This is a genomic window from Variovorax flavidus (genome assembly GCF_030317145.1).
GTDB classification, from domain to species: domain Bacteria; phylum Pseudomonadota; class Gammaproteobacteria; order Burkholderiales; family Burkholderiaceae_C; genus Variovorax; species Variovorax flavidus.
Genome location: NZ_JASZYE010000003.1, coordinates 294,082 through 314,266, shown reverse-complemented (window position 1 = coordinate 314,266; position 20,185 = coordinate 294,082). Strand labels below are relative to the sequence as shown.

Here is a 20,185-nt window from a genome sequence, read left to right as displayed (position 1 = left end):
AGCGCTTGCTGGACCGAGCTTCGCCCGAGCTAGCGACTCGCTTCCTCGAAGACGGGGCCGACTCCGGCAGGGGGCGCCCATTGGGTGGCTACCGCTAACCCATTGAGGGGCGCGTTCGCGAAGTGCGCGAACGACCAGACGATTCATTGAAGCGATGAGACTTGTCTGGATTTTTCGCCATCCGCTTTGTACGTTCGCAGCGTCGATAGGCTAGTGCCTTCCGAAGTCACTCTCAGGGAAAGGCACGAAAGAATGATGCGACGAATTGCGGTTGTGGGCGACCGACTGATCCACGGCGGGCATGTGTTGCCGTACACAGGCCCGAGCTCGACCATCCATGGGCATCGAGTGGCGCTGATCGGTGGTCGCGCATATTGCGAGAGTTGTGGAAGCGTCGGGGTGATCACGAAAGCGGGTGGCTCGCGAAGGGGATTCTTCTACAACGCTGAAATCGCCTTGGAAGGCGACATCGTTGTCTGCCAATGTCCAAACCATCAGCAGATCGTGTCTGTGCTCCAGACCACTTCCACCTACGATGACATGGGCGCAGCACTGGGCTACACGTTGCCAATCCCCAACTTTGGCTCGGTCACAGGCGCCAACATCGTTGCCCTTAAGAAGACAGCAGACGTCAGTTTTTCCCATGAGGCCGAGCCCAGCGACCCATGAACTTTCGCAAAGCAATCGCAGCACTGGCGTGCGTCGCCACCAGCACCGCGTCTCTGGCGTGCAAGCCAAGCGACCTGGAGCATGAAATCGCATTGCGCCAGAACAGCGCGGCGTTGGAGAACGAACAAATCCGGGAACTGGTTGCCTGGCATACCCTGTGGCAAGCGCGCAAGAGCGGCGCGACCCAAGGCATCGGCGAAATCGGGATCTTCGCGAACGCTGTCAAAGGCAACTCGACGAGCAACGTCCTCGCGCGGCAGCGCATCGACAATGTGACTCGACTGATAAAGACCGGCGACGAGAACCCCGCACCGATCCATTGGGCTGTCTTCCCCTTGAAGGCCGGCTCACCGCTTGTGACGGCCACCATCGACCAAGTGACGGTGGTCGTGCAGCCCGCATGCGTGAAGACGAACTCCTGTTGCCCTGAACCCCTGAAGGGCCCTCAAAGATAAGCCGATTCACGGGTCATGGCTCGTGCGTTGGCATCCAGTAGTTGCCGCTGCTGTCTCCGCCCCTATCGGGGTGCGGCGACATCATCCCCGTCCGGGCCACGTGCTCGTAGACGGCGGCGCGGTTGTAGTCGTTCCGCGCCCTCGATGGGGTGAGTTCTAATCCCTCCCCATGAGCCTCCACTTTTCGCCCGACGAAGACCTGCGCGTCGCCCACGCGCTGGCCGGTGCTGCGGCTGCGCACTCGCTGCGCCTCTTCCGCACCCCGCTCGACATCATCGCCAAGGCCGACGAAAGCCCAGTCACGCAGGCGGACCGCGCGGCCGAGGCGGCGATGCGCGAAATCCTCAGCGCCGAACGCCCTGCCGACGGCATCTTCGGCGAGGAACATGGCCAGGAGCGCCTCGACGCCGAGCGCATCTGGGTGCTCGACCCCATCGACGGCACGCGCAGCTTCATCACCGGCTCGCCGCTGTGGGGCACGCTGATCGCGCTGGTGCGCGGCGGCCGGGTCGAACTGGGCATGGTCGACATGCCGGTGCTTGGCGAGCGCTGGATCGGGCAGGCCGGCATCGGCGCGCAGCGCAACGGGCAGCCCGTGCGCGTGCGGGATTGCAGGACGATCGCCGAGGCGCGCATCGTCACCACCTCGCCGGACATCTTCAACGCAGACGACTGGCAGGCCTTCGACCGGCTGAGCCGCCAGTGCGCGATGCGCCGCTTCGGTGGCGACTGCTACGGCTACGCCCAGCTGGCCGGCGGCACCATCGACCTGGTGGTCGAGACCGGCCTGCAGCCTTACGACTACCTGGGCCCGACCGGCTTGATCGAGGCCGCCGGCGGCGTCGTCACCGACTGGGAAGGCCGCCCGCTCGGCCTCGAAGCCAATGCGCGTGTCGTTGCGGCCGCAACGCCCGAACTTCACCGACAGGCACTGGCCCTTCTTGCGGCCTAAACTGCACTGATGATTCGCTGGCTGATCGTCGTCGTCCTCGCGCTGGTGCTGATGAGCGGGCTCACCGCCTGGCTGCGTCGTTTCGGCTTCGGGCGCCTGCCCGGCGATTTCGAGTTCCGTGCCTTCGGGCGCGAGTGGCAGCTGCCGATCGCGAGCACCGTCGTGCTCAGCATGATCGCGGCGTTGATTGCACGATGGATCTGACCCGATGAGAGCCTGCGTCGATATCGGCGGCACCAAGGTGGCCGTGAGCCTCTCCGCCGACAGTGCGTCGCCGCTGATCGGCCGCCGCAGCGAGCCGACCGCCAAGACCGGCGACAACGACGCGGTGGCGGTCCAGATCATGCGGCTCGTCGACGAGATCTGCGCCGAGCAGCACATCGACAGCGCGACGATCGATCGCGTCGGCGTTTCGTCCGCCGGCCCCTTCGAGCTGCGCGACGGCCTGGTGGAACTCGCCACCCCCAACATCTGCGGCGGCATCGCCGGCCCTGCGCGCGGCCTGCCCAACGAGTGGATGACTGCGTTGCTGGAGGCGCCGCTTGCGCGCCGGTTCGCCCATGTGCGGGTCGAGAACGACGCGGTCGCCGCGCTCGAAGCCGAGCGGCGGTGGGGTGCGCTCCAGGGAAGCGATCACTGCGCCTACGTCACCTGGAGCACCGGCGTCGGCGTCGGGCTGTGCGTCGAAGGCCGGGTGCTGCGCGGCAAGAACGGCAATGCCGGGCACGCGGGGCACAGCTTTGTCGTCGATGGCGATGCCAACGCGCTGTGCGGTTGCGGCAACGTGGGAGACGTCGAGGGGCTGGCCGCGGGCAATGCGATCGCCCGGCGTTTCGGCCACCCCGCGGCCCACCTGTTTGCAGGTGCGGCGCGTGGCGATCCGGAGGCGCTGGCAACGACCGACGCGCTGTGCCGCGTGATGGGCCGCATGCTCTACAACCTGATCGCGACGCTGGACCTCGAACGCATCAGCCTCGGCGGCAGCGTGTTCTGGAACAACCGCGATTTGCTGTTGCCCCGACTCCAGGCACAGATCGACGGCAAGCTGATGGCGCTCACCCGCGGCGCGGTGCTGGTGCCCGCCGGCCTGGGAGACACGGTCGGCGACTACGGCGCCCTGGCCCTGCTGGACTGAGGCCGGCTCAGGCCGCCTTGCGTGACGGCTCGGTAGCCCGTGCCGCCGCGCATTCCCCGATGATCGCGCCCAACCTGCGCAAGCCGGCATCGATGGCATCGTCGTAAGGCCAGCCGCAATTGATGCGCAGGTAGTGGTCGAAGCGCGACGAGTTGGAGAACAGCGTTCCCGGCGCCACGAGGATCCGCTCGCGCAGGGCCGCATCGAACACCGTGGCGGACGACAGCCGCTCGGGCAGTTCCACCCACAACTGGAGGCCACCGGGCGGCAGGTTCAGCCGCGTGCCGGACGGAAAGTGCGCCGCGATCGCATCGGCCGTGCGCTCGCGCTGCACCTGCAGCCGTTCGCGCAGCCGGCGCAGATGCCGGTCGTAGGCGCCCGTGCCCATGTACTCGCCGGCCGCGCACTGTGCGAGCTCTTCGTTGCTGCGGGTCTGGGTGTACTTGAGCATCTCGACCCGGCCGTGCCAGCGCCCGGCCGAGATCCAGCCCAGCCGCAGACCGGGCGCCAGCACCTTGTGCAGCGAGGCGCAGTGGATCACGTTGCCCGTGCGATCCCATGACTTGACCGCCCTCGGCGGCGCATCGGTATCGAGCAGCTCGCTGTAGGTGTCGTCCTCGATCAGCGCGATGGCGTGCCGCTCGCACAGCTCGACCAGCCGCTGCTTGTGCGTATCGGGCATCACGCTGCCCAGCGGGTTCTGCAGGTGCGGCACGACGACCACCGCCTTGATCTGGCCGTAGGCCTCGATCGCCATCTCCAGCGCCTCGACCGACAGGCCGGTCTGCGGGCTGGTCGGGATTTCCAGTGCGCGCATGCCAAGGCTCTCCAGCACCTGAAGCAGGCCGTAGAAGGTCGGCGACTCGACCGCGACCGTGTCGCCGGGCTGGGCCACTGCGCGCAGCGCGAGGTTCAGCGCCTCGATGCAGCCGTTGGTCACCAGCACTTCCTCGGGCGCGAGCGTCATGCCCACGCGCAGGCCGCGTCGTGCCGCGGCTTCGCGCAGGGGCGTGAGGGCGCGGGAAGGCGCCGCCGTCGTCAGCAGGGCGGGGCGCTGGCGCAGCATGCGCATCATGATGGCGCGCAAGGCCTCGGCCGGGTACAGCTCGGGCGATCCGCGCGCCATCGAGAAGTCGACCTGCACCTCGCCCTGGCGCCGGCGCGCCACGAAGTCCGACACCTTGGAATGGATGCCGACGTACTGCGCCGGGTCGGGCGCGACGTCGGCGGCGGGCTCGTCCATGGTCGCGATCGCGAGCCGGCGCGGGCGCCGCACGAAGTAGCCCGAGCGGTCGCGCGCCTCCACCCAGCCTTCGCTTTCCAGTGCGCGACACAGTTGCAGCGCCGTCGAGAGGCTGATGGCGTGCTGCCGCATCAGGCTGCGCAGCGAGGGCAGCTTGTCGCCCGGCTTGAGCGAACCCGCGCGGATCGCGTCCAGGTAGTGCGTGGCCAGTTGCCGGTAGAGCGGGGGCGATTCCATGCGGACGATGCTCCCGCAGCCGGAGCGGCGGAAACAGATGCAGATTTGAAGAAATCGACCATAACAGATGCACGTCGATCGTGACTGTTATGCCTGCGAATGCCAGATGCTGTGCCTGTTTTTCCAGCGGTCGCTTCCCTACGATGAAGTCATCCCATCCGTCCCAAAGAGGTGTTCCGATGACGAGCGAGTTTTCCGAAATCACATGCCTTCAACCGGGCCAGACCCTGCGCGTGGCCGTCGACGCGGGGGCCGCCCTGCTGGTCACCCGCGGCTGCGTGAGCGTGGTGTCGCCGCCCAGCTGGTTCGGCGAAACGGTGTTCACCGCCCGGTCCACGCTGGACGAAGGCGAGGCCTATGTCGCCGAGCATGGCGGCTGGATCGAAGTCTCGGCCCTGTCGCCGGCGCAGGTGCGCGGCTTGCCCCGCGCTGCGACCGTGCCGCCGGCGCCGTCCCGCGTCGCCCGGCTCGTGCAACTGCTGGTCGGCAACGCGGCCTGACGGCCGTGTGAACTGCGTCACATCGCGGACGCGAACTGCTTACTCGTCGCCGACGCGGTCTCTGCCTACATTGACGGCCATGGGGCGCGCGAAGCTGCCGCGCGTTCCGGACACCGAAAGGGAGCCCGCTCATGACCCGCTTCGTCGTTCACGTGATCTACCTCATCTCCGTGGTGGCTGCCGTCGCCGCGCTGCTGAATCCGGGTACGGCTGCCGCGGCGGATCGGGTCTATCTGAGCCGCGCCGACATCGAAGCCGGCCTGGTCGGCAAGCCGGTGATGTCGAAGAACCTGTCGAGCGGTTCGATGTCGCACTGGGAATTTCGTGCCGACGGCACTGTCGAGGCCAGCCGCACCGGGCTCGGGCGCGCATCCGGCACGTGGGTCATCCATGACGACGGGCGCATGTGCGTCACGATGGTGAATCGCACGGTGTGCCGCTACTGGTTCCGCACGGCCACGTCGCTGGCCAACGCCGACACGATGTCGCCGGACGCGCCGACCGTTGCGGAAGTTCGCTTCGACTAGCGCTCGCGCACGCTCTCCGCTTCACGAAGCGCATTCAGGAAGCCTTCCCGCCACCAGTGCACATCCTGCTCGCGAATGCGCGCCAGCAGCTTCTGGTGGCGCTCGCGGCGCTCATCCAGCGGCATCTGCAGCGCCTGCTGCACCGTCTCCGCCGTGCCGTGCGTGTCGTAGGGGTTCACCAGCAGCGCTTCCCTCAATTGCTCGGCAGCGCCTGCGAAGCGTGACAGCACCAGCACCCCGGGGTCCGCGGGGTCCTGCGCCGCGATGTATTCCTTGGCCACCAGGTTCATGCCGTCGCGCAGCGGCGTGACGAGGCCGACGGCGGCCGCGCGGCACAGGCCCGGCACGCGTTTGCGCGCCACCATGCGGTGGATGTAGCGCACCGGCATCCAGTCGAGTTCACCGTAGTCGCCGTTGATGGCGCCGCACAGCGACTCGAGCTCTCGCCGGATGTCGGCATAGGCGTCGACCGTCTCGCGCGTCGGCGAAGCGATCTGGATCAGCGTCGCGCTGCGGCGGTTCTCGGGGTAGTTGGCGAGCAGCTCGCGAAAGGAGCGGACCCGCTGCGGGATGCCCTTGGAATAGTCGAGCCGGTCGATGCCCAGCAGCAGTCTGCGGCTGGAGTATTCGCGCCGCATGGTCTCGAACATGTCGCGAGACTCCTTCGCGTGCGTGAGCGCGGCGAACTCGTCGACGTCGATGCCGATCGGGAAGGCGTTGCAGCGCACCGTCTGGCCGTAGGCGCGGTAGAGATGCTGGCCGAGGATCTCGCCGTGGGCCTCGTTCTGCACGTAGTGCTCGAAGTGCTGCACGTCCTGCTGCGCCTGGAAGCCGATCAGGTCGTAGGCAAAGAGCGAGCGCATCAGCCACTCGTGCTGCGGGATCGCCGCGATGATGATCTGCGGCGGCAGCGGAATGTGCAGGAAGAAGCCGATGCGCTGCCGGCACCCCATCGCGCGCAGCTCGGCGGCCAGCGGGATCAGGTGGTAGTCGTGCACCCAGATGATGTCGTCTTCCTGCAGCAGCGGCATCAGCTTGCGGGCGAAGAGCTGGTTGACGCGCCGGTAGCCGCCGATGAAGCCGGCGTCGAAGTGCGCGAGGTCGAGCCGGTTGTGGAACACCGGCCACAGCACGTCATTGCTGTAGCCGAGGTAGTAGCTGTCGTGGTCCTCGCGGCTCAGGTCGATGGTGGCGAGCGTGACCTTGCCGGCCTGCTGCTTGTGCATCTCGCCCTCGCCGGTGGGACCTTCCTCGACGATCGCGCCGCTCCAGCCGAACCACAGGCCGCCGCTTTGCTGGAGGCTTTCGCCGAGCGCGACGGCCAAGCCGCCGGCTGCCGGCTTGCGTGGATCGGCCACGCGGTTGGAGACAACCACCAGCCGGCTCATATGCAAGAGTCCCAGGGCGCCGAAAGCCTCACCGCGGCATTGATGATCCCGACCATCGAGTAGGTCTGCGGAAAGTTGCCCCACATCTCGCCGGTGACGGGATGCGTGTCCTCGGACAGCAGCCCGAGCGGATTGCGCGCCGCGAGCATGGTCTCGAAGATCTGCCGCGCTTCCGCCTTGCGGCCGATCTTGGCCAGCGCGTCGATGCGCCAGAAGGTGCAGATGTTGAAGGCTGTCTCGGGCTTGCCGAAGTCGTCGGCGGCTTCGTAGCGCCGCATGTAGGGGCCGTCGCAGAGCGACTTTTCCATGGCCTCGACGGTGGAGACGAAGCGCGGGTCGCGTGCGTCGATCAGTCCGACCTCGACCATCAGCAGGATGCTCGCGTCGAGTTCGTGGCCGCCGAAGCTCTCGGCGAAGGCCTGGCGCTCCTCGCACCAGGACTTGGCGAGGATCTCTTCCCGCATGCGCGACGAGTGCCCGTGCCAGTAGGCCGCACGCTCCGCAAGGCCGAGCGCGCGGGCGATCTTCGCGAGGCGGTCGCAGGCGGCCCAGCTCATCAGCGCCGAGCTGGTGTGCACGCGGGCGCGCGTGCGCAGCTCCCACATGCCGGCGTCCGGCGTGCCATAGACGCGGATGGCCTGCTCGCCGACGGCTTCGAGGTACGGAAACTCCGCCACGCCGGCCCGGCTCAGCAGGCGATGGTCGTGAAAGGCCTGCGCCGCGCCGAGCACGATGTTGCCGTAGACGTCATGCTGGAAGTGCTCCTGCGCCTGGTTGCCCACGCGCACCGGCCCCATCCCGCGGTAGCCGCTGAGCCCTTCGACGAAGGATTCGGGCAGGTCGCCCTCCAGGCCGATGCCGTAGAGGGGCTGGATGTGCTCGCCGCGCGAGCCGATCACCACGTTGGACAGCCAGCGCAGGTAGTCCTCCATCGTGCCGACTTCGGAGAGGCTGTTGAGCGCGCGCACGACGAAGAAGGCGTCCCGCAGCCAGCAGTAGCGGTAGTCCCAGTTGCGCTGGCTGCCCGGCGCCTCGGGGATGCTGGTGGTCATCGCGGCCACGATCGCGCCGGTGTCCTCGTAGAGCGAGAGCTTGAGCGTGATCGCGGCGCGGATCACCGCGTCCTGGTACTCGAAGGGGATGGCGAGCCGCTTGCTCCAGGTGCGCCAGTAGGCGATGGTCTCCTGCTCGAAATGCCTTGCCGTGTCGGCGATGCCGTCGGTCAGCGTCTCGTCCGCACCCAGCACGAAGTTGTATTCGCGCGAGAGGACGAAGGGCTGGTGCGAGAGGATGTGCGAGACCGATGCGTCGGTGTTCAGCCGCAGGGTGAACTCGGGCCCCACGTAGCGGATGTGGTTGCTGCCGCGCGTGATGGTCGGCGCCATGGCGCCCCACTGGAAGCGCGGTGTGAGCGTGACGCGGATGCGCGGCGTGCCCTTGATCGGTTTCACGCGGCGCACCATCGTGAGCGGCCGGAAGTAGCGCGAGCGGCTGTGGAAGCGTGGTGCCAGGTCGGTGATCTCGATGCCCTGGCCGGTCGAATCGAAGAGCTGGGTGCGCAGCACGGCCGTGTTCGGCTCGTACCACTGCTTCGACGATGCGAAGTCCTCGATCTCGATCGCCCAGGCGCTCGCATCCTCGCCCGTGTGCAGCAGCGCGTTGAAGACAGGGTCGCCGTCGAAGCGCGGCAGGCAGCTCCACACGACGCGGCCGCGCTCGTCGACCAGCGCGCTGTAGGCGCAATTGCCGATCACGCCAACGTTGAGCGAGGCCTTGGCCGGCGGACCGAAGCCGGTGCGCGCGGACGGCTCGGTGATCGCCTCGGGATGCGTGGGCGCCTGGTCGCTGGCGCTTGCGGCGCCCGCGATCGACTGGCCGGCGCGGTCTTCAGGCGCGTCGACCTCTTTCTGGACAGTGCTCATTCCGGTTTCCTTGGGGTTGCGGCCGGCGGGGTGGCGAGCAGGTCCCGTGCTGCCACCAGCCATTCGAACACCGCGCGCGGTGAATCGAGCCGGTGCAGCGCCAGGCTGGGCCCGGAACCCACCTTGATCGCCACGCCGCCGCGCGGTTGCACGATGGCGAAGCCGCTTTCATCGGTGGTGTCGTCGCCGGCAAACACGGGAACGCGGCCCGCGAACGGCGCTTCGCGCAGGAAGGCGTCGATGGCGACGCCCTTGTTGATGCCTGCCGGCTTGACCTCGAACACGAACTTGCCGTGCAGCAGTTCGAACTGCGGCTGGCCGTCGATGGCGCGCGACATGGCATCGCGGCACACGGCCTCGAGTTGCGGCGCCAGCCGGTAGTGCAGGGCAATGGCGGCGTGCTTGCGCTCCACCAGCAGCCCTTCGTACACACGGGCGAGTTCGTTGGCTGCCGCGAGCACGGCTGTCAGGTCGAGTGCGCGCTGCTCCTGCATCTGGCCTTCGGCGTCGCGGCGCTGCACGCCGTGTTCGCCGGCAGCAGGCAGGCGCAGCGGTGCGAGGAATCGGTCGAGCACGTCGATCTGCCGGCCGGAGACGACCGCCAGCGCGCCGCCCAGCAGGTCATGCAGGTCGCTGAGCAGCGGGACCATGGCGGCAGGGACGTGGACGGCCTCCGGCGTCTCGGCGATGGCCACCAGCGTGCCGTCGAAGTCGAGGAACAGGGCCGCGTCGGGCGTGAGTCGGGGGGGCGTCTGCAGCATGGAGGGAAAACCATAGCAGACTCACGCCGCGCGGCGCGTCGGCCAAAGCCGTCAATCCACCTTCAGGAGGAGGGTTGCAAGGCTGCGTCCACTGCGGCCGTGCGCGCGCGGGCGATCGCCTCGCCGATCTTCGGGCCGGTCGCGCCGGCCTGTTGCGCCTCCCGTGCGATGGGTTCCGTGGCGACGGACTGCGCCGCGGCCAATGCGGCCAGCAGGCGCGTGCGCTGCGGATAGGGCGCGTCTTCGAGGCCGAGGCGTCCGCGTGCATCGCATTCGCAGGCCAGCAACGCCTCGTCGAAGCGCTCCGGCTTGCGGAAGGCATCGCAGCGCTCCAGCAGGCGGATGACCGCGGTGGCATTGAGATCGCCGCTGCGGTGGATGTTGCCGTGCTCGCGCGCCACCACATCGGCCAGTTCGCGCACATCGACGGGCACGCGCCAGCGCTCGCACACCGCGCGCAGCAGCTTCGCGCTGCGCTGCTCGTGGCCGATGTGGCGCGGCAGCACCTCGGCCGGCGTCGTGCCCTTGCCGAGGTCATGCACCAGGCAGGCGAAGCGCACAGCCAGCGGCGCATGCAGGTGCGCCGCCATGTCGAGCACCATCATCAGGTGCACGCCGGTGTCAACTTCGGGGTGATGGGCTTCCGGCTGGGGCACGCCCCAGAGGCGGTCGACCTCGGGCAGCAGCACGGGGAGGGCGCCGCATTCGCGCAGCAGCTCGAACATGCGCGAGGGCTTGTCTTCCATCAGGCCGCGCGAGAGTTCCTGCCAGACGCGTTCGGGCACCAGGGCATCGACTTCGCCGGCTTCGACCATCCCGCGCATCAGCACCATCGTCTCGGGGGCGACGTGGAAGTCGGCAAACCGCGCGGAGAAGCGCGCGACGCGAAGAATGCGCACTGGGTCTTCGCGGAAAGCGTCGGTCACATGGCGAAGCTGCTTCTGCTGCAGGTCGCGCTGGCCGTGGAAGGGGTCGACCAGATCGGCCGGGTCCAGGTCGAGGCGGTCGGAGGCGTTGATCCGTGCTTCGGGCAATGCGATGGCGTTGATGGTCAGGTCGCGCCGCGCGAGGTCCTGTTCGAGCGTGACGTCCGGCGCGGCATGGACGACGAAGCCGCGATAGCCCGGCGCGCTCTTGCGCTCGGTTCGCGCCAGCGCGTATTCCTCGCGCGTCTCGGGGTGCAGGAACACAGGGAAGTCGCGCCCGACGGGCAGGAAGCCGCGCGCGACCATCTGTTCGGGGGTGGCGCCGACCACGACCCAGTCGTGGTCGCTGCCGGGCCGGCCCAGCAACGCATCGCGGATCGCGCCGCCGACGAGATAGGTTTGCATGGGGCGCAGTGTAGGGCGACGTGGCGCCGCTGCAGCATCTGCGCCCGGGGCCGACTCAGTGCTCCAGCCGGTACGGTTCGTCCATGAGGACGAAGTCCTTCTCGACGAGTGCGTCGGCGATCCAGGCCTTGACGCCGGGCAGGGCCAGCACGCGCTCGATGTAGCCCGAGATGGCGGCGGGCACCGGCAGCGCGAAGGTCTTGATGCGCGTGCAGACGGGCGCGAAATAGGCGTCGGCGGTGCTGAACTCGCCGAAGAGCATCGGCCCGCCATGGGCATCGAGCAGACCGCCCCACAACTGCACGATGCGGTCGAGGTCGGCGCGCACGTCGGGCTGGTCGCGCAGGATCAGCCGGCCCTGCTGGCTCAGATCGGCCTCGATGTTCATGCCGCAGTGGCTGCGCAGCGCGCGGAAGCCCGCGTGCATCTCGGCGCAGACGCTGCGCGCCCGCGCGCGCCGGGCCTTGTCGGCAGGCCAGAGCTTCTTGTCGGGATGCGTCTCGGCAAGGTATTCGCAGATGGCGAGCGTGTCGTAGACGACGATGTCGCCGTCCTGCAGCACCGGCACCGTGCCCGTCGGGTTGAGCGCCAGGATGGTGTGCTTGAACTTCGAATGCTCGTCGAAGGAGTCGAAGCGCACCATCACTTCCTCGAACGCGATGCCGGCCTGCTTCATGAGCACCCAGGGTCGCATCGACCAGGACGAGTAGTTCTTGTTGCCGATGTAGAGCTTGATCATGCGGGCCTCTCGGAGGTGATGCAAAGCCTTCGATCGTAGCGGCGGCGGCCCGGGCGATTGATGCCATCGCGGCCCGAAATTGATGCTCAGCGCGGTGGAGCGTCGTCCGGCCGGGTGATCACCCGCTGCGACGAACCTTCCGGCGTGGGCGGGCCGACCAGCCGCTCGATCAGCGCCACCAGCCGCGGCACGAGGGCCAGCACCGCCAGCGCCAGCAGGGCGCTGAGCACCGCCGTCACTTCGCGTCCGAGCCCGCAGGCCATGCCGATCGCGGCGGTCATCCAGAGGCCGGCCGCGGTGGTCAGGCCCTGCACGTTCTGCTCGTCCTTGCCCTGCTTGAGGATGGTGCCGGCGCACAGGAAGCCCACGCCCGCCACCAGGCCCTGGATCACCCGGCTCATGTCGGCCGGCTGGATTCCGGCCTGCTGCGGCACGAGCACGAACAGGGCGGAGCCGATCGCCACCAGCATGTGGGTCCGCACGCCCGCCGCCTTGCCGTGCTGCTCGCGCTCGAAGCCGAGCATGAAGCCCAGGATCGCGGCCAGCAGCAGGCGCACGAGGATGCGCAGCACCTGCGCGAGGTCGGGGACGTCGGAGAACTCAGCGGCGAGCACCTCGGTGGTCGCGGCCCAGACTGATGCGGCCATGCTGCGGCGGGAAGTGACGAGGGCCGCAGTGTGGCCCGTGCACCGCGCGGGCGACTGTAGGACAAGGGCTCTGGCTCGCCCCCAGGCTTGCCCCCTTCGTGTGGCGGCCTGCCCCTTGTCGGGGCGAAACCGGCGGCCCGGCTAAGCGGGTTCCGCGCTATCCCTGGTCTGCGGGGGCGGCTCCGCGGGGTGGGACGGGTGAGCAAGGTCCAGCGTTCGCGGCAGCGCGGGACAGCTGCCGTGCCAGCGCCGCACGGCGCGCTGGAAGAACATGCTGTTGGGGATCTTCAGCGTCGTGCCTTCCTCGGCGCTGCCGCTTTCCTCCAGCGTGGTGTAGACGAGGTTGATGTCCAGCACGCGGCCCTTGAGGCCCGGCTTCTCGCCGTTTTCCAGCACTTCGACCGTGTCGCCGGGCCAGAACATTCGCGTGGTGTAGATCAGCATGGCGCAGAAGATGTTCGACAGCACGCTCCAGGCGGCGAAGAAGGCCACTGCGCCGACAGCGGCGAAGCTCGTGAAGGCGGTCCACAGCACGCCGCCCGAGACGCCGAGCCGTTCCAGGCCCCACAGCACGGCACCGCCATAGATCAGGAAGGCGGCCGTGCGGCGCGTGATCTGCGCCACGTTGCCGGGCATGTGGTAGCCCGCGGTCACGCGCAGGATCAGCCGGCGCACGAAGCGGTACGCCAGCCAGGCGGCCAGCAGGATCAGCGCCACCTGCGCCAGGGGGATGGCGATGTCCAGCGTTTCGTTGGCCCAGTCGGGCAGCCGGGCGCGCAGGTTCTGCAGGATGCGGATCAGGGCAGGTCCTTGTTGGGTTCCGGCAGCGCGGCATCACGCGGCCCGACCCGACCGAGACGGTCCTTGAGTGACTGCGGCCGGCCGGAGATCAGCGCTGCGTAGTTGGTCGTGTTCGCGAGCACCTTCTTGACGTAGTCGCGCGTCTCGGTGAAGGGCACGTTCTCGGCCCAGATCGCCGCGTCCATCACCGGCCCGTTGCGCCAGTTGCGCGGCCGGCCCGGGCCCGCGTTGTAGGCCGCGGCGGCGAGCGCCATCGAGCCGTCGAAGTCGTCGAGCGCGAGCTTCAGGTAATTGGTGCCGATCGTGATGTTGGTGTCGCGGTCGTTGATCTGGCCCGGCGTGAAGTCGGCCATGCCGATCTTCTTGGCGGTCCAGCGCGCGGTCGCGGGCATCACCTGCATCAGGCCGGAGGCGCCGACGCCCGAGCGCGCGTCCATGATGAAGCGGCTTTCCTGGCGGATCAGGCCGTAGACGTAGGCGGGGTCGAGGCCGATTTCCTGGCTCTTGCGCACCACGGTGTCGCGGAAGGGCATCGGGAAACGCTGGTCGATGTCGATCACGCCCTTGGTGCGTTCGCTGGTGTTGATGCAGCGGTCCCACACCTCGCGCTGGCAGGCGAGGTCGGCGGCGGCGAGCAGTTCGCGGTCGCCCATGCCGCCCTTGTCGTGCAGGTTGGTCGCGTAGTTCCACTCGCGCGTGCCTTCGGGCCGCAGGCCGATGGAGATGGCGTAGAGCGCACGCTGGAGCGCCGGGTTGTTGCGTGCCGCGGCCTTTTCCTCGGGCGTGAGCGGGTCGGGGCGGGTGGGCACGGCGGCGCGCTGGCCCAGTTCTTCGAGTGCGAGCAATTCATAGAAGCCGCGTGTGCCTGCAATGCTCTCGAAGAGCGTGCGGGCTTCGGCGCGACGGTCGTCGCCGCCGACGGCATTCAGTGCGCGGCCTTTCCAGTAGACCCAGGTCGGATCGAGCTGCTGCACCTCGCTCATCGCGCCGATGGACGCCAGCACCTGCTTCCATTCCCCGGAGCGCAGGGCGGCACGCGCCTTCCACGACAGCATGTCGTCGGACAGGTCGCCGATCTTCGTGACGTTCGCGAAGTAGGTGTTGGCCATCGGCGAGAGCTTGGTGGCGAACTGCCGGCCGATCGCACCCCAGAGCCAGTTGCGCTCCTCGGCGGAGAGCATCGTCCCCCATTTGCTGTCGAGCTGGAAGGCGGCCATCTCCGGGTCGGCGACGGTCATCTTGATGAGCGCGAGCACCACCAGTTCCCGGCGCGACTTGGCGACGGCGAAGCCGCGGCCGGTCAGGAACTTGGCGACGTTGGCGTTCATTTCGTCGAACAGCGCGATGGCGTCGGGCGCGACGAGCATCACCGCCGCGCGGGCGGCCTGCGGGCGGTTGGCCTCGATGGACAGGCGTGCCTTCTTCCAGGCGTCGTTGGGCGACATCAGGCGCGCGCCGATCATGCGGTCGGCGGCGGTGAGGCAGCCGTCGTCCAGTTCGCGCTGGCCGAGCCAGGTGCGGCGCACCTCGTCGGCCTGCGCCTGGGTGGCGCTGCCGTTGCGCAGCGTGTCGATCAGGATCGCGTAGCAGCGGACCTGCGCATCGTCGTTCATGCGATAGGCCGGATGCAGCGCCATGAAGCTGTCCCAGTCGCGGCGTTGGCCCGCGAGCAGCAGCCAGTCGTTGCGCAGGCGGTCTTCCTGGTATGTGCCGGGGTAGCGCGCGAGGAAGTCCTGCACCTCCTGCGGGCTCGCCTCCTGCAGCCGGGCCTTCAGTTCCCAGTACGCGGCCCAGGGTTCGAGCGTGTGGCCGCGCGCCTGCGGCAGCAGGGCCGCGAGGCGTGCCTTGTCGCCGCGCTGGGCGGCCTGTTTCATCTGCAGCAGGACATCGTCGTTGCCGTTCTGCGCGCGGGCCGGCTGCAGCACGGCTGCGCCCACCAGAAAGAGCGAAAGAACCAGCGTGGAAAAAGAGGCGCGGGGGCGGTGGCGCGCGGATGCCAAAATGCTTGCGAACTGCATCGGGGGATTATGGACAAGTCAAAGGGTGCCGACACCTCGGCAACTGCCACATTTCTCAAGGGCCAAGTGCGTGCGGCGTTGATCGAACAACGCCTCGCCATGCCCGATCGTCTCGTGCGCTCCGACCTGTTGCAGCGCGTGATGCGCATCTGGCTGGTGGGACGGCCGGACACGGTGATCGGCGCCTACTGGCCGATCAAGGGCGAATTCGACCCGCTGCCGGCACTGCATCGCTGGAAAGAGGATGGCGAACTGCTCGACGAACCGCATCGCCGGCGCATCGGGCTGCCGGTGGTCGATCGGGTGCACAAGACCCTGACCTTCCATTCCTGGTATCCGGGCTGCCCGATGGAGAACGATGCCTTCGACATTCCGAAGCCCAAGGACACGGAGCTGGTCGTGCCGACCTTGCTGTTCGTGCCCTGCCTGGGCTACAGCGCGGGCGGCTATCGGCTCGGCTATGGCGGTGGTTTCTATGACCGCACGCTGGCGGCGCTGGAGCCGCGGCCCTTCACGGTGGGGCTGGGATTCGAGAACGGGCTCGTCCACGACTTCGAGCCGGAGGCGCATGACGTGCCGCTGGACGCCATCCTCAACGACACCGGCGTCGTCTGGCCGAGGGGCTGAGCTCGCCCCCAGGCTTGCCCACTTCGTGTGGCCGCCTACCCCCTACCGGGGGCAACACCGGTGGCCCGGCAGAGCCGGTTCCACGGTGTTTCCCGAATGGGGGGGCGGTGATGCGGGGGGCTTTAGTCCATCTGGTCGATGGTGTCGGGGTCGGGGACTTCGCCGATGGTTTCGCGGGTGGTGATTGCCTGGCTCAGCAGCCATTCGTTGAAGGCCTGGATCTCGGAGCGCTGTGCGCTGCGCGGGCCGGTGATGAGCCAGTAGGCCATCGGTGAATCCATGCGGTAGTGCGGCAGCACCTCCACCAGGTCGCCGTTGGCCAGGCTTTCCGCGATGAGCGAGCTCCGCGCGAGCACTACGCCCTGGCCGGTGAGCGCGGCCTGGACCATCTGGTAGGCGTAGTTGAAATAGAGCCAGCGCCGCGGCTGGGCGCGCGACAGGTTGTTGACCTCGAACCAGCGGCGCCAGGTCAGCCATTCGAGATGCGTGCGATGCGCGTCGCCGGCCTCGATCAGCGTGAAGTGGGCGATGTCGGCTGGCCCCTTGATCTGCGGGTTGCTCTTGATGAGCCAGGGGCTCGCCACCGGCGTGATCGTCTCGCCGAAAAGCCGCAAGGCATCGGGCGGCATGTTCTCGCGCGGCCCGTAGCGCAGGGCGATGTCGACGTCCGCGATGTCCAGGTCGAGCGCCGCGTCGCTGGCGTCGATGCGGATGTCGATCTCCGGGTTGTCGCGCTGGAAGGCCTCCAGCCGGGGGATCAGCCACATCGAGGCGAAGGAGGCGAAGGTCGTCAGCGACACGCTCTTGCGCCCCGCGTTCTGGCGGATCATGCGCACCGCGCCGTCGATGCGAGGCAGCGACTGCTGCACCGCCAGCAGCAGTTGCGCTCCTGCGCTCGTCAGTTCGACCGCCCGCGTGTGGCGCAGGAACAGCGGCACGCCCACTTCTTCTTCCAGCGACTGGATCTGCCGGCTGACGGCGGATTGAGTCAGAGCCATTTCCTCGGCGGCCGCGCGAAAGTTCAGGTGACGGGCGACCGCCTCGAACGCACGCAGATGGCCGGCGGAGATCGGCCGGGAACGGAGGTGGGTTTGCGAATGGAGCATGTCGAGGAGGGGCTGGCGGGCCTGGCGATTGATGCGAAACCGGAATCAGTAGGCTACCGCGTTTTCATTGGACTGCCAACGAGGGCGGGCGGATCATTCATTCCCGAAGCGCGCCATTTGCGTGTTTTCAAATCCCTCCCAGGAGTCCACCATGTCCGCCGTCTGCACCTCTTCTTCGCTCCCATCCGTTGCACTGGCCCGTCCGGCCGCCGTGCCGCCGGCAGTGCGCCGCGGTGCATGGCAGCTGGAGGCCGGGCACGCGATAAGTCTCAGGGCTTCCAGCGCCAGCGTCATGCGCATCCGGCAAGGCCGGGTATGGGTCACCCGCGATGCGACAGCGCACTCGGGCAGCGAGGACCTCGTGCTGGCCCCGGGCGAATCGCTGGCCGTTGCAGCCGGCGAGCGCATCGTGATGGAACCGTGGGACGGCAACGGCGCGACCTACACCTGGGACGCCGTCGCGGTCGCCCGCGCGGCCTGAACTCAGCCTGCGATGTCGAACCGGGGGCGCAGCGCCAGAAAGCGTTGCAGCGCCTCGGCGCCCTGCAGGACATGCACGTCCGCCAGGTCGTCGTGTTCCTCGACCTCGGCAAAGCCCATCTCGAAGCGCTGGTAACGGCGCTGCAGCAGCGACCCCTCGTACAGCACGCGCACCTCCGCATGGCGCGGATCGGCCCGGAGGCGGCGCATCAGCGCAAGCACCTGTTCGCTCGGCCCCTCGAAGTGCTGGCAGAAGCGAGCGCCGTCGAACACCAGCAGGCCCGTGATTCCGGTCTCCGCGTTGCGGGCTCGGGCCCGGGTCACGATCTGGCCGACCACCGTGGTGGGCTGGTCGGGAGCAAGCAGGCTGGAATAGAGGATTTCTTGGAGTTGCATTCGACGATCTGACGAGGGGCGCCGGCAGTGTAGGAGCGCGGAATGCAGGCGGAAATGTCAAAAGACACAGGCATGTGGCCTATAGTGTTCAGGTGAAGTTCGAGGACTATCCGGCGCCCATTTCTCCGCCGCGCTGTGCGCATCCGTGCGACGAATGTGGCCTGCGCAGGAACCCCGCCTTCCTGCCAGTGACTGCGGAGGAAGTGCGCACCATCGAATCATTTCGCAGCGGCACGCGCGTCGTCGAGGCCGGTCGGCCCGTGATCGAGGAACAACGTGCCAGCGCCTACCTCTTCACGCTGTATTCCGGCTGGGCCTTTCGCTACAAGACACTCAGCGACGGGCGCCGGCAGATCCTGAGTTTCCTGCTGCCGGGTGATTTCATCGGCTTGCAGGACGAATTCGCCGACGGCGAGACCCATGGCGTGGAGGCCGTGACTGGGGTCACGCTCTGCGCCTTCGACCGCGACAAGCTCTGGGACCTGTTCCATTCGCACCCCAAGCTCGGCTACGACATCACCTGGCTCGCGGCGCGCGAGGAGAAGATGGTGGACGACAACCTCGTCACCGCCGGCCGGCGCAACGCCAGCGAGCGTGTGGCGATGCTGCTGATGCACCTCTATCGGCGTGCGGAGCGCGTCGGCATGGTGCGCGACGGGTGGGCGGAGTTTCCGTTCAACCAGCAGCACATCGCGGACGCGCTGGGCCTGTCGCTGGTGCATACCAACAAGACATTGCGCCGCCTCCAGCACCTGGGGCTGCACAAGCTCGACAACGGATGGCTGCGCATCATGGAGCCGCACGCGCTGGAGCGGCTGGGCGACTATTTCGAGCGGCCTATGCGGCCGACGCCGGTGATCTGACGCGGTTTTTCGAACGCCATCGCTTATCGTAGAGGCCCAGCCCGGAAAACCCGCGGCCCAGCCAGCCCGGCAGCCGCCGGCCATTCACATGACCGACGCCGCCCGCCCGTGAAGCTTCTTGCCCGTTTGCGCCAGATCGCCATGGTTGGCGGTGTCGAAACCTTTGGCGTGGCCGTCGGCGGCATCGCCGGCCTGCTCATCGTCAATGTTCTGCCGAAGGACCAGTACGCCGCCTACACCTTCCTGGTGGCCTGCATCACGCTGATCCTCGGCGTGACCGACCTGGGGCTGGCGCACTGCTGCCTGCCGGTGGTCGGGCAGCGCACGAACGAGGTTCCGTGGGTGGTCGGCGCCTGCCAGCAGGTCTTCCGAAAGCGCTGGCTGCTGCTGGGGGTGGGATTGGCCATCGTCGCGCCGTACTGGTTCGTCACTTCGCGCGAGCACGGCTGGGGCGGCGGCGGCTATCTGCTGGCCTCGGCCTTCATGATCGTCATCGTGCTCCTGAGCCTGCGGGAGCACTACGCGAGCACGGTGCTGCTGATCCTGGGCCACATCTCCACCCTGAACCGCATCGGGTTCTCGTCGCACTTCGTGCGGATCGCCTTCGTCGGCGCAGTGCTGCTGCTGCCGATGACCTCGTGGTCCGTGGCCGGCATCGTGGCGGCCACCGCTGCCGCGAGCCTGGTGAGCGTGCTGCTCTATCGCACCGAGTTCAGGTCGCGCGAGATCGTGAACACGCGGCTGGAAGGCGACGACGCCCGGCGCGTGGATGCACAGGTGATCCAGATCGCCAAGCCCCTGGTGCTGCCGGCGATCTTCTACCAGGTGCAGGGCGTGATCACGGTGTTCCTGGTCTCGATGTTCGGCACCTCGAACATGGTGGCGGAGGTAGGCGCCTTCGGCCGGCTGGCCATGGTGCTCATCGTGGTGGACCGGGTCACGAACATCCTGCTGTTCCCCGTCATCGCGCGCGCGCCGGAGGGGCAGCGGCTGCGCACCATGCTGCTCCAGGGGCATCTCGTCTATCTGTTCCTGATGGCGCTGGTACTGCTGACCTCGGTGTACTTTCCGCAGTACTGGATCCTGCTGCTGGGCGAGAAGTACCGCAGCATGGAGCCGCTGGTGTGGATGGTGTTCCTGTCCTCGATCCTGCAGAACGCTTCGGGCTTCGCGTTCCGGACGATGACGGTGCGCGGCGCGACGGCGGGCCAGAGCTACAGCATCCTGGCGACGCTGGTGACGCAGGTCCTGTATCTCGCGATCGTGGGCGTGAGCGACCTGCGCTCGGTCCTGGGCTTTGCGATCGCGACCAGCGTGGCCAACTTCGGCTACCAGTACACGCTGCTCGCGCTGCGCTGGTGGCAATGGAGGCTGGCTTGACGCCGCCC

Annotated in this window: 22 protein-coding genes; 11 read left to right on the top strand and 11 right to left on the bottom strand. The window is 68.0% G+C overall.

Features of this window, described 5'->3' with window-relative positions:
- The first annotated feature begins 252 nt into the window (after window positions 1-252).
- From QTH90_RS16770 to QTH90_RS16750, 5 genes are all read left to right on the top strand, one after another.
- Window positions 253-669, top strand: a complete 417-nt coding sequence (locus QTH90_RS16770) for a PAAR domain-containing protein (RefSeq protein ID WP_286665700.1) — start codon at window positions 253-255, stop codon at window positions 667-669.
- Window positions 666-1,124 (top strand): hypothetical protein, encoded by a 459-nt coding sequence (locus QTH90_RS16765; RefSeq protein ID WP_286665699.1) that lies wholly within the window; start codon window positions 666-668, stop codon window positions 1,122-1,124. Before QTH90_RS16770 ends, QTH90_RS16765 begins: the two co-directional genes overlap by 4 nt.
- 169 nt (window positions 1,125-1,293) lie before the next feature.
- Entirely contained in the window at window positions 1,294-2,076 is a 783-nt protein-coding gene (gene hisN / locus QTH90_RS16760; protein WP_286665698.1) for a histidinol-phosphatase, read from the top strand.
- Window positions 2,077-2,085: 9 nt separating this feature from the next.
- Window positions 2,086-2,280 carry a DUF2905 domain-containing protein gene (locus tag QTH90_RS16755; RefSeq protein WP_028251900.1) on the top strand — a complete coding sequence of 65 codons (195 nt, stop codon included), beginning with the start codon at window positions 2,086-2,088 and terminating at the stop codon, window positions 2,278-2,280.
- A gap of 4 nt (window positions 2,281-2,284) precedes the next feature.
- The gene (locus QTH90_RS16750) at window positions 2,285-3,211 is read left to right on the top strand and encodes an ROK family protein (protein ID WP_286665697.1); all 927 of its coding nucleotides are present in this window, start codon (window positions 2,285-2,287) and stop codon (window positions 3,209-3,211) included.
- A gap of 7 nt (window positions 3,212-3,218) precedes the next feature.
- On the opposite strand, the gene QTH90_RS16745 is transcribed toward QTH90_RS16750, so the two are convergent.
- On the bottom strand, window positions 3,219-4,691 hold the full coding sequence (locus QTH90_RS16745; RefSeq protein ID WP_286665696.1) for an aminotransferase-like domain-containing protein: 1,473 nt from the start codon (window positions 4,689-4,691) through the stop codon (window positions 3,219-3,221).
- 179 nt (window positions 4,692-4,870) lie between these two features.
- Between QTH90_RS16745 and QTH90_RS16740 the strand changes: the two genes are divergently transcribed.
- Both QTH90_RS16740 and QTH90_RS16735 read left to right on the top strand, forming a co-directional pair.
- The gene (locus QTH90_RS16740) at window positions 4,871-5,191 is read left to right on the top strand and encodes a hypothetical protein (RefSeq protein ID WP_286665695.1); all 321 of its coding nucleotides are present in this window, start codon (window positions 4,871-4,873) and stop codon (window positions 5,189-5,191) included.
- A gap of 131 nt (window positions 5,192-5,322) precedes the next feature.
- On the top strand, window positions 5,323-5,718 hold the full coding sequence (locus QTH90_RS16735; protein ID WP_286665694.1) for a hypothetical protein: 396 nt from the start codon (window positions 5,323-5,325) through the stop codon (window positions 5,716-5,718).
- On the opposite strand, the gene otsA is transcribed toward QTH90_RS16735, so the two are convergent.
- The 8 genes from otsA to QTH90_RS16695 all read right to left on the bottom strand — a co-directional run bounded on the left by otsA (window position 5,715) and on the right by QTH90_RS16695 (window position 15,325).
- The gene (gene otsA, locus QTH90_RS16730) at window positions 5,715-7,106 is read right to left on the bottom strand and encodes an alpha,alpha-trehalose-phosphate synthase (UDP-forming) (protein WP_286665693.1); all 1,392 of its coding nucleotides are present in this window, start codon (window positions 7,104-7,106) and stop codon (window positions 5,715-5,717) included. The two genes, QTH90_RS16735 and otsA, sit on opposite strands and share 4 nt — an antisense overlap.
- Window positions 7,103-9,028: a glycoside hydrolase family 15 protein gene (locus QTH90_RS16725; RefSeq protein WP_286665692.1), complete on the bottom strand. Its 1,926-nt coding sequence runs from the start codon at window positions 9,026-9,028 to the stop codon at window positions 7,103-7,105. The genes otsA and QTH90_RS16725 overlap by 4 nt, the downstream gene beginning before the upstream one ends.
- The gene (gene otsB / locus QTH90_RS16720; protein ID WP_286665691.1) at window positions 9,025-9,789 is read right to left on the bottom strand and encodes a trehalose-phosphatase; all 765 of its coding nucleotides are present in this window, start codon (window positions 9,787-9,789) and stop codon (window positions 9,025-9,027) included. Before otsB ends, QTH90_RS16725 begins: the two co-directional genes overlap by 4 nt.
- Window positions 9,790-9,851: 62 nt before the next feature.
- A complete protein-coding gene (locus QTH90_RS16715) occupies window positions 9,852-11,120 on the bottom strand; it encodes a multifunctional CCA addition/repair protein (protein WP_286665690.1) in 1,269 nt (422 codons plus the stop codon).
- A 55-nt stretch (window positions 11,121-11,175) separates the two neighbouring features.
- Window positions 11,176-11,859: a glutathione S-transferase family protein gene (locus QTH90_RS16710; protein ID WP_286665689.1), complete on the bottom strand. Its 684-nt coding sequence runs from the start codon at window positions 11,857-11,859 to the stop codon at window positions 11,176-11,178.
- Between the two features lie 86 nt (window positions 11,860-11,945).
- Window positions 11,946-12,506: an MgtC/SapB family protein gene (locus tag QTH90_RS16705; RefSeq protein ID WP_286665688.1), complete on the bottom strand. Its 561-nt coding sequence runs from the start codon at window positions 12,504-12,506 to the stop codon at window positions 11,946-11,948.
- Between the two features lie 141 nt (window positions 12,507-12,647).
- The gene (locus QTH90_RS16700) at window positions 12,648-13,223 is read right to left on the bottom strand and encodes a mechanosensitive ion channel family protein (RefSeq protein WP_286665687.1); all 576 of its coding nucleotides are present in this window, start codon (window positions 13,221-13,223) and stop codon (window positions 12,648-12,650) included.
- An 80-nt stretch (window positions 13,224-13,303) separates the two neighbouring features.
- Window positions 13,304-15,325 carry a lytic transglycosylase domain-containing protein gene (locus QTH90_RS16695; protein WP_286665686.1) on the bottom strand — a complete coding sequence of 674 codons (2,022 nt, stop codon included), beginning with the start codon at window positions 15,323-15,325 and terminating at the stop codon, window positions 13,304-13,306.
- A gap of 9 nt (window positions 15,326-15,334) precedes the next feature.
- On the opposite strand from QTH90_RS16695, the gene QTH90_RS16690 reads away from it, so the two are divergent.
- Complete coding sequence (locus QTH90_RS16690) at window positions 15,335-15,952, top strand: 5-formyltetrahydrofolate cyclo-ligase (RefSeq protein WP_286665685.1); 618 nt, start codon at window positions 15,335-15,337, stop codon at window positions 15,950-15,952.
- A gap of 122 nt (window positions 15,953-16,074) precedes the next feature.
- On the opposite strand, the gene QTH90_RS16685 is transcribed toward QTH90_RS16690, so the two are convergent.
- Entirely contained in the window at window positions 16,075-17,058 is a 984-nt protein-coding gene (locus tag QTH90_RS16685; protein WP_286665684.1) for a LysR substrate-binding domain-containing protein, read from the bottom strand.
- A gap of 151 nt (window positions 17,059-17,209) precedes the next feature.
- Between QTH90_RS16685 and QTH90_RS16680 the strand changes: the two genes are divergently transcribed.
- A complete protein-coding gene (locus tag QTH90_RS16680; protein ID WP_286665683.1) occupies window positions 17,210-17,539 on the top strand; it encodes a DUF2917 domain-containing protein in 330 nt (109 codons plus the stop codon).
- A 2-nt stretch (window positions 17,540-17,541) separates the two neighbouring features.
- Here the strand turns inward: QTH90_RS16680 and QTH90_RS16675 are convergent, their stop codons facing one another.
- Complete coding sequence (locus QTH90_RS16675; protein ID WP_286665682.1) at window positions 17,542-17,934, bottom strand: BLUF domain-containing protein; 393 nt, start codon at window positions 17,932-17,934, stop codon at window positions 17,542-17,544.
- 119 nt (window positions 17,935-18,053) lie between these two features.
- Between QTH90_RS16675 and QTH90_RS16670 the strand changes: the two genes are divergently transcribed.
- Both QTH90_RS16670 and QTH90_RS16665 read left to right on the top strand, forming a co-directional pair.
- Entirely contained in the window at window positions 18,054-18,797 is a 744-nt protein-coding gene (locus tag QTH90_RS16670; RefSeq protein ID WP_444814743.1) for a Crp/Fnr family transcriptional regulator, read from the top strand.
- 108 nt (window positions 18,798-18,905) lie between these two features.
- A complete protein-coding gene (locus QTH90_RS16665; RefSeq protein WP_286665681.1) occupies window positions 18,906-20,177 on the top strand; it encodes a polysaccharide biosynthesis protein in 1,272 nt (423 codons plus the stop codon).
- Window positions 20,178-20,185: the final 8 nt, after the last annotated feature.

What these genes read in the sequence shown, in the direction of transcription:
- QTH90_RS16770 (WP_286665700.1), top strand. Translation starts at nt 253, where the DNA reads ATGATGCGACGAATTGCGGTTGTGGGCGACCGACTGATCCACGGCGGG.
- QTH90_RS16765 (WP_286665699.1), top strand. Translation starts at nt 666, where the DNA reads ATGAACTTTCGCAAAGCAATCGCAGCACTGGCGTGCGTCGCCACCAGC.
- hisN (WP_286665698.1), top strand. Translation starts at nt 1,294, where the DNA reads ATGAGCCTCCACTTTTCGCCCGACGAAGACCTGCGCGTCGCCCACGCG.
- QTH90_RS16755 (WP_028251900.1), top strand. Translation starts at nt 2,086, where the DNA reads ATGATTCGCTGGCTGATCGTCGTCGTCCTCGCGCTGGTGCTGATGAGC.
- QTH90_RS16750 (WP_286665697.1), top strand. Translation starts at nt 2,285, where the DNA reads ATGAGAGCCTGCGTCGATATCGGCGGCACCAAGGTGGCCGTGAGCCTC.
- QTH90_RS16745 (WP_286665696.1), bottom strand. Translation starts at nt 4,691, where the DNA reads ATGGAATCGCCCCCGCTCTACCGGCAACTGGCCACGCACTACCTGGAC.
- QTH90_RS16740 (WP_286665695.1), top strand. Translation starts at nt 4,871, where the DNA reads ATGACGAGCGAGTTTTCCGAAATCACATGCCTTCAACCGGGCCAGACC.
- QTH90_RS16735 (WP_286665694.1), top strand. Translation starts at nt 5,323, where the DNA reads ATGACCCGCTTCGTCGTTCACGTGATCTACCTCATCTCCGTGGTGGCT.
- otsA (WP_286665693.1), bottom strand. Translation starts at nt 7,106, where the DNA reads ATGAGCCGGCTGGTGGTTGTCTCCAACCGCGTGGCCGATCCACGCAAG.
- QTH90_RS16725 (WP_286665692.1), bottom strand. Translation starts at nt 9,028, where the DNA reads ATGAGCACTGTCCAGAAAGAGGTCGACGCGCCTGAAGACCGCGCCGGC.
- otsB (WP_286665691.1), bottom strand. Translation starts at nt 9,789, where the DNA reads ATGCTGCAGACGCCCCCCCGACTCACGCCCGACGCGGCCCTGTTCCTC.
- QTH90_RS16715 (WP_286665690.1), bottom strand. Translation starts at nt 11,120, where the DNA reads ATGCAAACCTATCTCGTCGGCGGCGCGATCCGCGATGCGTTGCTGGGC.
- QTH90_RS16710 (WP_286665689.1), bottom strand. Translation starts at nt 11,859, where the DNA reads ATGATCAAGCTCTACATCGGCAACAAGAACTACTCGTCCTGGTCGATG.
- QTH90_RS16705 (WP_286665688.1), bottom strand. Translation starts at nt 12,506, where the DNA reads ATGGCCGCATCAGTCTGGGCCGCGACCACCGAGGTGCTCGCCGCTGAG.
- QTH90_RS16695 (WP_286665686.1), bottom strand. Translation starts at nt 15,325, where the DNA reads ATGCAGTTCGCAAGCATTTTGGCATCCGCGCGCCACCGCCCCCGCGCC.
- QTH90_RS16690 (WP_286665685.1), top strand. Translation starts at nt 15,335, where the DNA reads ATGGACAAGTCAAAGGGTGCCGACACCTCGGCAACTGCCACATTTCTC.
- QTH90_RS16685 (WP_286665684.1), bottom strand. Translation starts at nt 17,058, where the DNA reads ATGCTCCATTCGCAAACCCACCTCCGTTCCCGGCCGATCTCCGCCGGC.
- QTH90_RS16680 (WP_286665683.1), top strand. Translation starts at nt 17,210, where the DNA reads ATGTCCGCCGTCTGCACCTCTTCTTCGCTCCCATCCGTTGCACTGGCC.
- QTH90_RS16675 (WP_286665682.1), bottom strand. Translation starts at nt 17,934, where the DNA reads ATGCAACTCCAAGAAATCCTCTATTCCAGCCTGCTTGCTCCCGACCAG.